This window comes from Aliibacillus thermotolerans, assembly GCF_027853235.1.
GTDB classification, from domain to species: Bacteria; Bacillota; Bacilli; order Bacillales; family Marinococcaceae; genus Aliibacillus; species Aliibacillus thermotolerans.
The window spans coordinates 20,966-35,308 of the sequence record NZ_WKJG01000013.1; the positions used below are offsets into that span (position 1 = coordinate 20,966).

Genomic DNA, 14,343 nt, shown 5'->3' on the forward strand with positions numbered 1-14,343 from the left:
AGGCTCCTTATTCTGGCATCAGGAAAAAGAACGATGATTTCATGAATCGCTTCATGATCAAATTTTTCCGATTTGGAAAAAGGGATTTCACTTTTTATCGACAAAAAAGCATGCTAAAATAAATACATTCATTTCGTTCGACAAGGGGAGAAAGATAGATGCATTTATATGGTACGATGACTATCAACGAGCGCAACCACCTCGAGATCGGTGGAGTTGATACAACGGAAATTGTTCGAGAATTTGGTACCCCGGTTTATGTCTATGACGTTGCACTCATTCGTGAGCAAGCAGCGGGATTCAAACGGGCATTTGAATCTGCTGACATACCTTATCAAGTAGCTTATGCTAGCAAAGCATTTAGTACGATAGCAATGGTGCAATTAGCCGATGAATTAGGATTAAGTTTAGATGTCGTTTCAAGCGGGGAAATGATGACAGCAAAAAAAGCAGATTTTCCAATGGAAAAAGTTCATTTTCACGGGAACAATAAAAGTAAAGAAGAAATTCGTCTCGCCTTTGATTTAAACATCGGCTGTATCGTATTGGATAATTTTCACGATATCGCTCTCGTCTCTAAAGAAGCGGCAAAACGTGAACAAAAAATGGACGTGCTTCTTCGCATCACTCCGGGAATTGAAGCTCACACTCATGAATATATCGCCACTGGACAAGAAGATTCAAAGTTCGGTTTTGATTTAACGAGCGGTCAAGTGGAGGAAGCGATTCGACAATTACAGCATGATTCCTATGTCAATATTCTCGGCATTCATAGTCATATCGGTTCTCAAATTTTTGAAACGGACGGTTTTGTCCTCGTAATTGAAAAGATTTTTCAAGAGCTTCCTCAATGGAAAGAGAAGTTTCAATTTGTACCTGCTGTTTTGAATGTTGGCGGTGGGTTTGGCATTCGCTATACAAAAGAAGACGAACCGCTCCGTCCAGAAGAATATGTGACACCGATCATTAGAGCGATCAAGAAAGAAGCAATAAAAGCGGAAATGGACATTCCTGAAATTTGGATCGAACCAGGTCGTTCTATTGTAGGAGAAGCGGGAACGACTTTGTATACTGTTGGTGCCCAAAAAGAAGTGCCGAATGTCCGTCGCTACGTTTCCGTAGACGGAGGAATGACAGACAATATCCGTCCCGCCTTGTATGAGGCAAAGTACGAAGCCCTTCTTGCCAATCGCGCCAAAGATCCAGTGGAAAATACGTTCTCCATTGCTGGAAAATGTTGTGAAAGCGGCGACATGCTCATCTGGGACATTTCTTTACCAGAACCGGAAGATGAAGATATTTTAGCGGTTTTTGCCACCGGTGCTTATGGGTATTCGATGGCGAATAACTACAATCGTTTCACGAAGCCACCGGTCGTATTCGTTGAAAACGGACAATGTCATTTAGTCGTGAAACGAGAGACGATTGAAGATTTGTTAAAGAATGACCTACCACTTTACTCACCTGAACGTGTATAATAAAAATAAGATAAAATAAAGGAGAGAATAGCCAATGAAAAAAGGATCCATTACATTTGAAAACGGAGAAGAAATTCAACTAGAATTTTTCCCGGAAGACGCACCAGGAACGGTAGAAAACTTTGAATCTCTCGCAAATAAAGGCTTTTATGATGGTTTAACGTTTCACCGGGTCATTCCTGGTTTCGTTGCGCAAGGGGGATGCCCGAATGGTGATGGAACGGGCGGACCGGGCTACACGATTAAATGCGAAACAGAAAACAATCCGCATCGCCATGAACGAGGGTATTTGTCCATGGCTCATGCTGGAAAAGATACAGGAGGAAGTCAATTTTTCATTTTATTTGAACCACAGCCACATCTAGATGGTGTTCACACCGTGTTTGGGCGTGTGACAGAAGGGATGGATGTGGTCGATCGCATCCAAATGGGAGATGTCATGCAAAAGGTGCGAGTGTGGGACGAAGAATAAAACGAAAAAGGGGGACTTACATGCAGGAGTACGTTGGAACATGTGAACAATGTCATCGTCCTATCTATTGCATGGATGGTTTTTTAGACGGGGTCGTCACAGACGAACAAACCCTTTATTGTAACTCCTGTGCAGAACAAGATCGTTATACGGATAAGTAACATTTGTTGACGAGAACGGCGTTTCACTATATGATTTGAATAACAAGTAAAATCTTCAAGATGGTTTATAAAGAAAGATGATGGCTGCTTCGGGGTCGGGTGGAATTCCTAACCGGCGGTGATGAAATGATTGCCATTTCTTAGTCCGTGACCCGTAACAAGTTACGGTGGATTCGGTGCAACTCCGAAACCGACAGTAACAGTCTGGATGGGAGAAGTACAGCTAAAATCCGTGCATCATTTTTGGCGAAAGCGTTTCCTATCTATTAGAAACACCTACCAAACCATACAGTATAAGAATGTCTATCCCCGAAGCTGTAAGGCTTTTTTGGGGATTTTTTTATTCACGATTGAAAAGCGAGGAAATGGACATGACCGATGAAGAATATATGCAACTTGCCTTAAATCTTGCCTCAGCTACGAAAGGACAAACATCACCGAACCCAGTTGTCGGTGCTATCGTTGTGAAAAACGGAAAGGTAATCGGCATGGGTGCTCATTTGAAAAGAGGAGAGGCGCATGCGGAAGTGATTGCTCTTCAGATGGCTGGAAATGAAGCAGAAAATGCCGATGTATATGTAACGTTGGAGCCGTGTAGCCATTATGGCAAAACGCCACCTTGTGCCGAACTTCTGATTGAGAAAAGAGTAAAACGTGTTGTCATTGCAACCGAAGACCCAAATGAACAAGTGAGTGGTCAAGGAATCGAGAAGTTAAAACAAGCAGGAATTCAAGTCGAAACAGGTATTTTACAAGAAAAAGCGGAATGGTTGAATCGTCATTTTTTTCATTATATTCGAACGGGACAGCCTTATGTTACTTTAAAAACAGCGGCTTCGTTAGATGGTAAAACAGCTACGCGAACAGGAGAAAGTAAGTGGATCACAGGGGAAGCTGCTCGTTTAGCCGGACACGACCTCCGCCACACCCACGACGCTATTCTCGTCGGAGTGGACACAGTCATGGCGGATGATCCATCTCTTACGGTACGAAGACCGAATGGTGGGATTCACCCAATCAGAGTGATTGTAGATCGCCATTTACGTACTCCGCTATCGTCGAAGATGATACAAGACAAAGAAGCGCCGGTATGGATTCTTTGTACGAAAGAAGCAGATGAAGAAAAAAAACGACAGCTAGAAAATCGAGGCGTACAAGTGTTTTCGTTTCCATCAATAAACATTGATGTACGAGATGTTTTAACATTTTTGGGAAAAAAAGAGATTACTTCGTTATATGTCGAAGGCGGGGCAACCGTTCATGCCAGTTTTGTCGAAAATCACTTATTTCAAGAAATCGTTTGTTTCATTGCTCCGAAGATTATTGGAGGCAGAGACGCTCCGAGCGTCATTGGAGGAGAAGGTATTGCTTCAATGGAGGAAATCACCTCTCTTGACATTGTCTCGTTAGACCGGGTAGGAGAGGATATTCAAATTGTAGCCATACCGAAAAAGAAAGGAAGAACGTGATTTGTTTACAGGAATCATTGAAGAAAAAGCAGTCATTCAAAAGATAGAATCCACGAAAGAATCGATGGTACTCACCATTACGGCGAGTCGTTTGATGGAAGATATTCATTTAGGGGATAGTATCGCTGTCAATGGTGTCTGTTTAACTGTGACATCTTTTACTGAAAATTCTTTCACGGTAGATGTCATGCCGGAAACCTTGAAGGAGACAAGCTTACGAATGATTGAAGAAGGTTCTTTCGTGAACGTGGAACGGGCCATGTCCGTTAATGACAGATTTGGTGGTCACATCGTTTCTGGTCATGTGGATGGTGTAGGGACGATTCAATCGATTCGTCCTTATGAAAATGCGCATTACGTCGTGATTCAATTACCACCTTCGTGCATGCGTTATATGATTTTAAAAGGATCGGTCACGGTGGATGGAATTAGCTTAACGATCTTTGGAGTAGATGATACGAAAAATGAAATTACTCTTTCCATCATTCCGCACACGTGGCAAGAGACGGTGTTAAGTGAGAAAAAAGTAGGCGATCCGGTTAATATCGAAGCGGATATGTTGGCAAAATATACAGAACGATTGCTGCAATTTGAAAAGAAAACGAGTGTTAACAGCGGTGAATAACGGGAAAGGTGGGGCTATGATGCCGGAAGAGAAAGTATTTGATACGATTGAAGAAGCAATTTATGACTTAATGCAAGGGAAAATGGTCATCGTATGTGATGATGAAGATAGAGAAAACGAAGGCGATTTTGTCGCATTGGCGGAAAAAGTGACCCCAGAGACGATTAACTTTATGATTACGCACGGCCGTGGTCTCGTATGTGCACCTATTTCGGAAGAACGAGCCCAGCAATTAGATCTCGTTCCCATGGTGGACCAAAATACGGATCCACATGGAACGGCCTTTACGGTGAGCATTGATCATCATTCCACGACTACCGGGATTTCTGCCAGCGAAAGGGCGACGACCATTCAAGCGCTGTTAGATCCAAACAGTAAGCCCAGCGATTTCAAAAGACCAGGTCATATTTTTCCTTTAGTTGCTAAAAATGGGGGCGTCCTTCGTCGAGCAGGACATACGGAAGCAGCGATTGATTTAGCGCGTTTGTCAGGAGCGAAGCCTGCCGGGGTCATTTGTGAAATTATTAAAGATAATGGTGAGATGGCAAGAGTTCCGGATTTACGAAAAATCGCCGATGAATTTGGACTGAAAATGATTACGATTAAAGATTTAATTGAATATCGCCATAAAAAAGATAAGCTCGTAAAACGGGAAGTAGAGATTAAACTACCGACGGAATTCGGTGAGTTTAAAGCGTATGGATATACGTCCATCGTCGATGAGAAAGAAAGTGTCGCTCTTGTCAAAGGACAATTGATTCCGGGAGAGCCGACCCTCGTCCGCGTACACTCTGAATGTCTTACAGGAGACGTGTTCGGTTCGCATCGTTGTGACTGTGGGCCACAGTTACATGCAGCTTTGCGTCAAATAGAAAAAGAAGGTCGCGGCGTGCTCCTTTATATGAGACAAGAAGGCAGAGGAATTGGGCTAATAAACAAAATGAAAGCGTACCGATTACAGGAAGAAGGATATGATACAGTGGAAGCCAATGAAAAATTAGGATTTAAACCGGATTTACGGGATTATGGTATTGGCGCTCAAATTTTACGGGATTTAGGAATTACAAAAATGCGTCTGTTAACTAATAATCCTCGAAAAATTACCGGTCTTAAAGGGTACGGCTTAGAAGTGGTGGAAAGAATTCCGCTGCAATTACCTGTAAATAAAGATAACGAAAAATATTTAAAAACAAAATATGAAAAACTAGGTCATATGCTTCATTTTTGATGATGAAAGGGGAAAAAATCATGGCAGCAGTATATGAAGGAAATGTAGTAGGAAATGGCTTGAAAATAGGAATTGTAGCAGGACGATTCAATGAATTCATTACATCGAATTTGATTGAAGGGGCACAACAAACGTTAAAAAGACATGGTGTCAAGGAAGAAGATATTGCTCTCACTTGGGTACCGGGAGCATTTGAAATACCATACGCGGCAAAATTAATGGCGGAAACGCATCAATATGACGCAATTATTACCCTTGGAGCAGTCATTAAAGGAGCTACACCTCATTTTGATTACGTTTGTAGTCATGCTGCAAATGGGGTTGGACGTGTGGCGCTGGATACAAATATTCCTGTCATATTCGGTGTTCTTACAACGAATACAATTGAAGAAGCGATTGAACGAGCAGGAACAAAGGCGGGAAATAAAGGAGCAGAAGCGGCAGTATCCGCCATTGAAATGGCCAATCTTGATAAATCTTTTAAAAAAGAGTAAACTAAAGAATGGATTGCTGAATAGCATGACGGACAGCCGTCATGTTTTCTCTTTTTATGGTGGCGATGGTGTCGAAACAGAAGGGAAGGATATTCGTTGAAAAGGGAGAAATTATCGATCAAATAACACCTTTTCAAATCTCCAGTAATAGGTATAATGAAATGAGAGGAGTAACACTCTCAAATAAGGGATGATGGAATATGTTTATGAAGTATAAGCCTTCCTACAAAAAGATTGCTATGGGGCTTCTCTCGTACATGCCGGAGAAAAAAGATATTCAAGATTTGCAAGATACGATTGAGCTGTACGAAGAAGACGATCAATGGCAACTTTACTTATGGAAGGAAAAAGAAGACATTGTTGGCGTTCTCGGTCTGTTTTTCCATGATGACGGTCCAGCCGAACTTCGTCATCTCTGTGTCAATCCTTCGTACCGAGATGAAGGAATTGGGAAAAAGATGGTCAAAACCATTCAAGAAAGATTAGATGTTGAATTAATTGGTGGTAAAGATACCGTTTCTTTTTTGGGTACCTGTATGGAAGATAAAAAAAACAATTGTACTGCTGGGAAAATGAGCGGTTAGCAGATGAAAACAGATAAAAGGAACTGATTCGGTTTCCACGGACCGAATCAGTTTTTTACATAAGAGGCCGGGTCGCGAGGTGGAAGCATGGAACATTACAACGTTAAAATTGACAACTTTGAAGGTCCATTAGATTTGCTTCTTCATTTAATCCAAAAAGCGGAAGTAGATATTTATCATATTTCCTTAAAAACAATCATCGAACAATATTTACAGTACGTTCAAACGATGCAAGAATTAGAACTTGACATTGCCAGTGAATATTTAGTGATGGCTGCAACGTTGCTACAAATAAAAAGTAATATGTTGCTTCCTCCATCGTCAAAAGAGAGTGCGGACATAGAGGATGAATATGACGCAGAAGAAAAGTTATATGAGCAACTGATCGAATATAAAAAATATAAAGAAGCAGCTTTATCCCTTCGTAAAAAAGAAAAAAGATCGGGTTTTCGTTACTCGAAACCTGCTGATACGAGTGCCAGACCTCTTCCATTTGCTAAAGAAAAACGAACAGTAAGTTTGTTTGATTTAATAGATGCTATTCAGCGCTTGAAAGATCGGCAAGTAAAAGAAAATCGCCCTGTTACGACAACGGTGGAAAAAGAAACGACAACCGTGACGAATCGAATGACAGAGATAATATTAACGATCAAAGAAAGAAAACGAATTCGCTTTGAGGAACTTTTTTCTGTGCAGGAAAAATCTCATATTGTTGTCACGTTTCTGGCAGTGTTAGAATTAATGAAAAATCAGCAAATTAGATGTGTACAATCGAATAATTTTGCTGACATTATTGTAGAAGCGAGGGAAGAATAGACGGATGAAGGAAAAAGAGATACAAGCTGCTATGATTGGGTTATTATTTGTACGGGGAGAAGAAGGACTTACGGTGCAAGAAGCAGCGGAGGTCATGGACTTGACAAAAGCCGCTTGTCGGGAGCAATTAGAAGAAGTAAAATCATTTGTCGATGAACATATTCCTGGTTTAACAGTGGAAGTGACGGAGGATACATATCGGTTCATGACGGAAGAAAAAATTGCCCCTTTTATTGAAACACTTACTGAACAAACGCCACCGAGCAAATTGTCACAAGCAGCGTTAGAAACGTTAGCGGTGATTGCATACAATCAGCCAACCAGTCGGGTGGATATCGAGCGAATTCGTGGCGTCAAGTCGGAACGAGCGTTGCAAACGTTGTTAGAAAGAAATTTGATAGAAGAAGCAGGGAGAAAAGAGACCATTGGAAGACCGATTTTGTATCAAACGACAGACTTTTTTCTGGAATACTTTCAACTAAACAGTTTGGAAGAATTACCATCATTAGAAGAACTGGATACAGTAGAAATAGAAGAAGAGAAAATAGACTTATTTTTTGACACCTTCCCTTCCGACCAAGGGAATCAAGAGCAGGAAAGTGACAGAATAAAATAGCAGTTTTCTTTACATTTTTTCCTCGATCCGCTATATTTTAAATACATTTAATATACTGAATTTAATATTGATGAACGGAAATAAGAAAGAAGGGAATACGGTGGAACGTTTGTTACAACAATATTTGAGAAAAAAGAAACAATTTCTTTACCCGGCTCTCTTCTTTTTGTTCGTGTTTTATTTTAGTTTGCCTTTGACACTCGCTTATTTTCCTGACCAAATGAATCAGTTCGTTCCATATATCGGCCTAACTTGGGGATGGTTATATACGTTTCTCCAATTTATTGTGACATTCACACTCGCTTTTTTGTACATGTGGAGGGCAAGAGAGTTAGATCGATTGGCGGATGAAATGAAGCAGGAGGAAAAACGTTGAATTTGACATATTTTTTGTTTTTCATATGTATTGTCGTTTGTACGCTCATTATAACTTATTGGGCCGCGAAAAGAAGTGGAACGACCAGTCACTTTTATGTGGCGGCAGGAAGTTTAAGCGGGTTGCAAAACGGAATGGCCATAGCGGGAGATTACATTAGTGCGGCTTCCTTTTTAGGAATTATAGGAACAATTGCCCTTAGTGGTTATGACGGATTTTTATATTCGATTGGATTTTTAGTGTCATACTTAATTGTATTGTTTTTAATTGCAGAACCTGTGCATCATCTTGGGAAGTATTCATTGGGAGATGTAATTTGCTCACGCTTTCCCAACAAAAACATTCGGATTGTGATGGGATTTGGAGCATTTATTATTTCTATTTTGTATATGATTCCTCAACTTGTGGCTGCTGGCTTACTAATTCGCTTATTACTTGATATTGATTACTCCGTTTCGGTTTTAATTATTGGCGGGTTAATGACGATGTACGTCGTATTTGGCGGCATGATAGCTACTTCGTGGGTGCAAATTATTAAAACAGTTGTGTTAATGTCCGGCACTTTTCTCTTATCGCTAAGTGTTTTTTCACGTTTTGATTGGGATGTCCATCGACTGATTACCAAAGTGACAGAAGAATCTGTCTTAGGCACTTCATTTTTCTATCCCGGACATCTCTTTACAAGCCCCTGGGAAGTAGTTTCGTTACAACTAGCGCTTATTCTTGGAACAGCAGGGCTTCCACATATACTCATTCGTTTATATACAGTCAGCAACCGCCATGAAGTTCGCCGTTCGTTAATGACTTCCATGGGAATTATCGGATTCTTTTACATAATGACTTTAGTTCTTGGATTAGGAACGGTTGCATTGGTTGGCTCCACTGTTCTATATGCGAGCGATCCGACTGGTAATCTAGCAGCTCCGTTATTGGCAAATGAAATAGGTGGTGACTTTTTACTTGCCTTCATTTCAGCAATTGCTTTCACTACCATCATGGCGGTCGTTTCAGGATTAGTGATTTCGGCAACAACTGCGATTGCCCATGATATTTATCATCACGTGTTTAAAAAAGGAAACGCATCAGAGAAGGAACAGTTACGAGTGGCACAGTTGGCGGCCCTTGGTGTCGGGTTCATTTCGACGATGTTTGCTCTCGGTTTAGAAAATATGAATGTCACGTTTCTCGTGTCACTTACGTTTATCGTATCAGCTTCCAGTAATTTTCCGGTATTATTTCTAACGATTTATTGGAAACGCTTTAATCAATCAGGTGTGATTACCGGCATGATTTGTGGTCTGATTGCTTCCTTGACGCTATTAATTCTAGGACCACAAATTATGGATCCGACTCATGGTTGGATTCGTAGAGAAGCGATACTCCCTTTAAATAATCCGGGGATTATAGCGATTCCGATTGGATTTTTAGCAGCAATTATCGGAACTTTGTTTGGACAAAAGCAATCCGAAGAACAATATGCCAAATTTTATCTCAAAGCAGAAACGAATGTAACAACGAGGAGAGAGCATTAGTGACCTATTTGACGATGACACTGTTTGAACGATTAGGACTTGTGTTAGTATTGGCGTTCGTACTAACGAGAACGCCTGGATTTCGCTCTCTGCTATATCGAGAATTGAATCTGAAAATGTCTATCGTGCATGCATGTGTCTTTGGCGCATTTGGTATTGCAAGTACCATTACTGGTATCGTGATTGAAGAAGGTTTTGTCATTCAACGGGATTTCATTTGGAGTGTAGAAAGTAATGAGTTTGTCGTTAGTTCCAGTCTTGTGGCCATCGTTATTGCCGGGCTGTTAGGAGGGCCGGTGGTTGGTTTTGGCGCGGGGCTTATTGCAGGTGGACACCTTTTTTTGTTAGGGGGAATCGGAGCCTTCGCAAACGGTATCGTGAATCCAATAACAGGTTTGTTGGCAGGTCTTACCGCTAGATTCTTTTCTGATGAGCGAGTCATTTCTCCTTTTAAAGCGTTATTCATCGGAATCTTTCCTCCCATTCTTCATATGCAATTATTGTTAATTTTCCATTCCAATGTCGAAGAAACGATTCATATCGTGGACAATATTGGCCTTCCACTCGTTCTTTCTAACAGTATTGCCATCGCAATTTTTACTGCGATGATTGGCGTGATTTTAAAGGAGCAAGAAAATGAAGCGGCGCTTGCGACGAAACAAGCGCTGTCCATTGCGGAAGAGGCTTTGCCTTTTTTAAATAAAGATGACCCAAATGAAATGGCAAATGGGATTGCCAGACTGCTTTATCACCGTCTGAAATTGGCAGCAGTCTCTGTGACGAAAGGAAAAGAAGTACTGGCACATGTTGGGTTAGGGGACGACCATCATCGTCCAGGAACAGAAATATCAACGAGAATATCCAATGAAGCGATCGAAACGAGAGAAATGAAAGTCGCGTATAGCCGTTCGGAAATACAGTGTGTCAATGAGAAATGTCCATTGGAAGCGGCCATCATTATTCCAGTTGAAGAAGGAAACGATGATGTGACGTTAATTAAGTTTTATTTTAAAAAGAAACAACATATACGCCCGGTGGAATTAATGTTAGCCCAAGGATTAGGTCAACTGCTTTCGAACCAATGGAAAGGCATTTCTGCAGAAAAATTAAAAGAACATATGAGAGAAACGGAATTAAGAAATTTACAAGCACAAATTAACCCACATTTTTTATTTAATACGCTTCATTTAATTGCTTCCCTTTCACGGAAAGAGCCAGCGGAAACGAGACACATTACGATTCAATTAGCTAATTATATGCGGTTTAATTTACGACTTGTGTCAAAGTCGCTCATTCCGTTAGAAAAAGAAATAGAACATGTCAGAGCTTACATTGATATTATCCAGGCCCGGTTTAAGAGTCGTCTAGAGATCGAATTGACATGTCAAGGAGAAGTCGGAGATGTATTTATCCCTCCGGCAACGCTACAACCACTTGTGGAAAATTCAGTTCAACACGGGTTGGGACAAGTAACAAAAAATGGGCGCATTGAAGTTTCCATTGAAGAACAGGAGACAGAAATTAAAATTTCAGTAAAAGATAATGGAATCGGTATCTCTGAAGAAATACAAGCAAGACTCGGCACGGAACCATTAAAAGATAGAGATAATGGAGGCGTCGGTTTATTCAATGTGAATCAACGCTTGGTTCAATTGCTCGGAGATTCGGCACGTTTGCACATAAAGAAAGAGTTAAAAACAGGGAGCGAAATATATTTTTACATTCCAAAAAATGCAAAGGAAAGGCGGGAGTGACATGAAGATTCATGCATTAATTGCAGAAGACGAAGAACTGGCTAGAGAAGAGTTAGTTTATTTATTGAAAAAAGAAAGCGACATTGTCATTGATGGCAGTGTGGCGACGGGAGAAGAAGTGATATCTTTATATCAAGAGCATGAATCCGACCTGGTTTTTTTAGATGTTCAAATGCCGGGAATGTCAGGGGTCGAAGCGGCCAAACAAATCAGTCACATGGCGAAACGTCCTCCTTCATTTATCTTTACTACGGCGTACGAAGAGTATGCCGTGGATGCGTTTGATATGAATGCCCTTGATTATTTATTGAAACCATACGATGAAAAACGATTGGAAAAAGCGTTGGAACGTGCGCGCGAACAAATGGAGTTTAAAAAACAAGCGAATCAACAGGAAGAGCGGCAAACGCCACCGTCGAAACTGCTCATTGATGACGGGGATAAAACGGTCGTTATATCTCCGCAATCAATTTATTATGCAGAACCGACGAATCGAGTGTTAACGATTCACACGAAAGACAAAGTGATTCAAAGCAGAATGACACTTCAAGAATTAGAAAAGAAATTAGAAGGACTTCCCTTCTTTCGTCCTCATCGCAGCTATTTAGTCAATTTAGATTATATCGAAGAGATCACGCCTTGGTTTAATGGGACGAGTAATATTAAGCTAAGTGATAAAAACAACACGGTGATTCCGGTGAGCCGTGCTGTTAGAAAAGAATTATTTAAAAAATTAGAAAATTAACCATTCGCAAACAATATCAAACATTTCAGACAAGAAATAAAACGTTTGACACAAAAATGGTTCCAAATAACTAATCGTTTAGTATACTTAAGCTACAGTAAGCGCTTTCAAAATAGAAAAAGGAGGCATCGCGATGAATAAGTTCGATCAAATTGCAGAGTCGGAGGAGTTTAAAGAATTAAAACGATCGAAAAATCGTTTTATTTGGCCGATTGCTATTTTGTTCTTTATTTACTATTTAGCATTTCCGCTTATGGCCGGTTATGCGAAGCCGCTTATGAGTCATTTTCTCTTTGGTAACATTACCTTTGGTTACTTGTATGGTTTAACCTTTTATTTTGTTGCTTGGGCGCTTGCTGGTATTTACGTCGTGAAAGCGAAATCATTTGATAAGAAAGTAGAAGAGATAACGGAGAAATATTTTGAGAAAGGAGCGTCGTAGATGAATGCAGCAGACATATTTGGGATTGTCATCTTCGTTTTAATCGTCAGTTTGACGATGTATGTCACCTATTGGGCGTCTAAAAGAAATCGGGATGCTTCAGATTTCTATGCAGCAGGGCGTTCCCTTACCGGGATGCAAAACGGATTTGCCATTGCCGGAGACTATTTAAGTGCGGCGTCCTTTTTAGGGATTGCCGGTCTCGTTGCTTTGCACGGTTACGATGGCTTCATGTATGCAGTTGGTTGGCTCATGGGATATGTCATCGTCCTTTACATCGTCGCGGAACCTTTTCGAAACTCCGGGAAGTTTACTTTGGCCGACGTGCTCTCATTTCGACTCAGCCAACGTCCCGTACGTAGCGCTTCTGCAGTTGTAACGCTGGCAGTAACGTTATTTTATATGGTTGCGCAACTCGTTGGAGCTGGAGCGATTATTCAACTGTTAGTAGGTATCCCGTATGAGTTTGCGATTATCTTTATCGGTATTTTGATGATCATTTACGTTTCTGTCGGTGGAATGTTGGCAACAAGTTGGGTGCAAATCATTAAAGCAGTCCTTCTCATGTCGGCAATGATTATTATGATTCTCTTTATCGGAGTCATTTTCAACTTTAACATTAACAGCTTATTCGGTACAGTGATTGACACAAACGGAGTGCAGTTTCTGGAACCAGGGCAATTATATACGAATCCAATTGATTTATTCTCCTTAGGAATGGCACTTATTTTAGGAACAGCAGGACTTCCGCACTTGCTCGTGCGTTTCTACACTGTGCCAAGTGCCCAAGCTGCGCGTAAATCTGTTATTTGGGCGATGGGGATCATCGGGATATTCTATATCCTCATTACGTTTATCGGATTTGCAGCGTCCTCTCTTGTTGGACGGGATAGAATCATGGAAGTGGACGCCGGAGGAAACATGGCTGCTCCTCTCTTAGGTGCGTATCTTGGAGGAGGAGAAGGAACCTTTGGTGGCGAATTGTTTATGTCAGCGATTGCTGCAGTAGCATTTGCAACGATTATCGCGGTAGTTGCAGGACTCGTGATTACCGGAGCCGGTGCTTTTGCTCACGATATTTATACAAATGTCATTAAACGTGGTGAAGTAGATAGTGACAAACAATTTAAAGTAGCAAGAAGAGCGTCTCTTGTAATCGGGATCGTATCCATTTTAATTGGTATTCTTGCGAAAGATATGAACGTTGCTTATCTCGTTGTTCTTGCCTTTTGTGTAGGGGCAAGTGCAAACTTACCAGTGTTTATTTTCTCGATTTATTGGAAGCGCTTCAATACAACCGGAGCAGTTGCAAGTATGTTAATTGGTACGATTGCTGCAGTTGGTCTTGTGATGATTGGACCAAGCGTCATGGGAGATAATGCTATCTTCCCGCTAGCAAATCCAGGTGTCGTAAGTATTCCGCTCGGTTTCTTATCTGCCATTGTGTTCACTTTCTTAGGTAAGCGAGACGAAGAAGAAGCGAAATATTCAGAAATGACTGTTAGAGCGAATACTGGTATTGAAGCAGAATAAAATTAAAGAAAAAGCATC

The 14,343-nt window shown here is 40.9% G+C and carries 16 protein-coding genes and 1 riboswitch; all 16 genes read left to right on the forward strand.

What is annotated here, in order from left to right:
* Positions 1-158: 158 nt before the first annotated feature.
* The 16 genes from lysA (at position 159) to GJS40_RS01010 (ending at position 14,325) form a co-directional block, all read left to right on the forward strand.
* Positions 159-1,478, forward strand: a complete 1,320-nt coding sequence (gene lysA / locus GJS40_RS00935) for a diaminopimelate decarboxylase (protein ID WP_270895415.1) — start codon at positions 159-161, stop codon at positions 1,476-1,478.
* Between the two features lie 34 nt (positions 1,479-1,512).
* The gene (locus GJS40_RS00940; RefSeq protein WP_270895416.1) at positions 1,513-1,950 is read left to right on the forward strand and encodes a peptidylprolyl isomerase; all 438 of its coding nucleotides are present in this window, start codon (positions 1,513-1,515) and stop codon (positions 1,948-1,950) included.
* Positions 1,951-1,970: 20 nt separating this feature from the next.
* Positions 1,971-2,111 (forward strand): hypothetical protein, encoded by a 141-nt coding sequence (locus GJS40_RS00945; protein WP_270895418.1) that lies wholly within the window; start codon positions 1,971-1,973, stop codon positions 2,109-2,111.
* Positions 2,112-2,192: 81 nt separating this feature from the next.
* A riboswitch (FMN riboswitch) is annotated at positions 2,193-2,335 on the forward strand.
* A 147-nt stretch (positions 2,336-2,482) separates the two neighbouring features.
* On the forward strand, positions 2,483-3,580 hold the full coding sequence (gene ribD / locus GJS40_RS00950; RefSeq protein ID WP_270895420.1) for a bifunctional diaminohydroxyphosphoribosylaminopyrimidine deaminase/5-amino-6-(5-phosphoribosylamino)uracil reductase RibD: 1,098 nt from the start codon (positions 2,483-2,485) through the stop codon (positions 3,578-3,580).
* 1 nt (position 3,581) lies between these two features.
* Positions 3,582-4,205 carry a riboflavin synthase gene (locus GJS40_RS00955; RefSeq protein ID WP_270895422.1) on the forward strand — a complete coding sequence of 208 codons (624 nt, stop codon included), beginning with the start codon at positions 3,582-3,584 and terminating at the stop codon, positions 4,203-4,205.
* A gap of 19 nt (positions 4,206-4,224) precedes the next feature.
* Positions 4,225-5,433, forward strand: coding sequence for a bifunctional 3,4-dihydroxy-2-butanone-4-phosphate synthase/GTP cyclohydrolase II (locus GJS40_RS00960; RefSeq protein ID WP_270895424.1), 1,209 nt, complete (start codon positions 4,225-4,227; stop codon positions 5,431-5,433).
* Between the two features lie 20 nt (positions 5,434-5,453).
* Positions 5,454-5,927, forward strand: coding sequence for a 6,7-dimethyl-8-ribityllumazine synthase (gene ribH, locus GJS40_RS00965; protein ID WP_270895426.1), 474 nt, complete (start codon positions 5,454-5,456; stop codon positions 5,925-5,927).
* Positions 5,928-6,127: 200 nt separating this feature from the next.
* Entirely contained in the window at positions 6,128-6,511 is a 384-nt protein-coding gene (locus GJS40_RS00970; RefSeq protein ID WP_270895427.1) for a GNAT family N-acetyltransferase, read from the forward strand.
* Between the two features lie 87 nt (positions 6,512-6,598).
* Positions 6,599-7,327, forward strand: coding sequence for a segregation/condensation protein A (locus GJS40_RS00975; protein WP_270895429.1), 729 nt, complete (start codon positions 6,599-6,601; stop codon positions 7,325-7,327).
* Between the two features lie 4 nt (positions 7,328-7,331).
* On the forward strand, positions 7,332-7,943 hold the full coding sequence (scpB, locus tag GJS40_RS00980; RefSeq protein ID WP_270895431.1) for an SMC-Scp complex subunit ScpB: 612 nt from the start codon (positions 7,332-7,334) through the stop codon (positions 7,941-7,943).
* Between the two features lie 100 nt (positions 7,944-8,043).
* Positions 8,044-8,319 carry a DUF485 domain-containing protein gene (locus GJS40_RS00985; RefSeq protein WP_270895432.1) on the forward strand — a complete coding sequence of 92 codons (276 nt, stop codon included), beginning with the start codon at positions 8,044-8,046 and terminating at the stop codon, positions 8,317-8,319.
* Positions 8,316-9,851, forward strand: a complete 1,536-nt coding sequence (locus GJS40_RS00990) for a solute symporter family protein (RefSeq protein ID WP_270895434.1) — start codon at positions 8,316-8,318, stop codon at positions 9,849-9,851. The genes GJS40_RS00985 and GJS40_RS00990 overlap by 4 nt, the downstream gene beginning before the upstream one ends.
* Complete coding sequence (locus tag GJS40_RS00995; protein WP_270895435.1) at positions 9,851-11,605, forward strand: LytS/YhcK type 5TM receptor domain-containing protein; 1,755 nt, start codon at positions 9,851-9,853, stop codon at positions 11,603-11,605. The genes GJS40_RS00990 and GJS40_RS00995 overlap by 1 nt, the downstream gene beginning before the upstream one ends.
* Before the next feature lies 1 nt (position 11,606).
* Positions 11,607-12,350, forward strand: a complete 744-nt coding sequence (locus GJS40_RS01000; RefSeq protein WP_270895437.1) for a LytR/AlgR family response regulator transcription factor — start codon at positions 11,607-11,609, stop codon at positions 12,348-12,350.
* A gap of 133 nt (positions 12,351-12,483) precedes the next feature.
* A complete protein-coding gene (locus tag GJS40_RS01005) occupies positions 12,484-12,792 on the forward strand; it encodes a DUF485 domain-containing protein (protein WP_270895439.1) in 309 nt (102 codons plus the stop codon).
* Complete coding sequence (locus tag GJS40_RS01010; RefSeq protein ID WP_270895441.1) at positions 12,793-14,325, forward strand: solute symporter family protein; 1,533 nt, start codon at positions 12,793-12,795, stop codon at positions 14,323-14,325. It begins immediately after the preceding gene.
* Positions 14,326-14,343 lie beyond the last annotated feature (18 nt).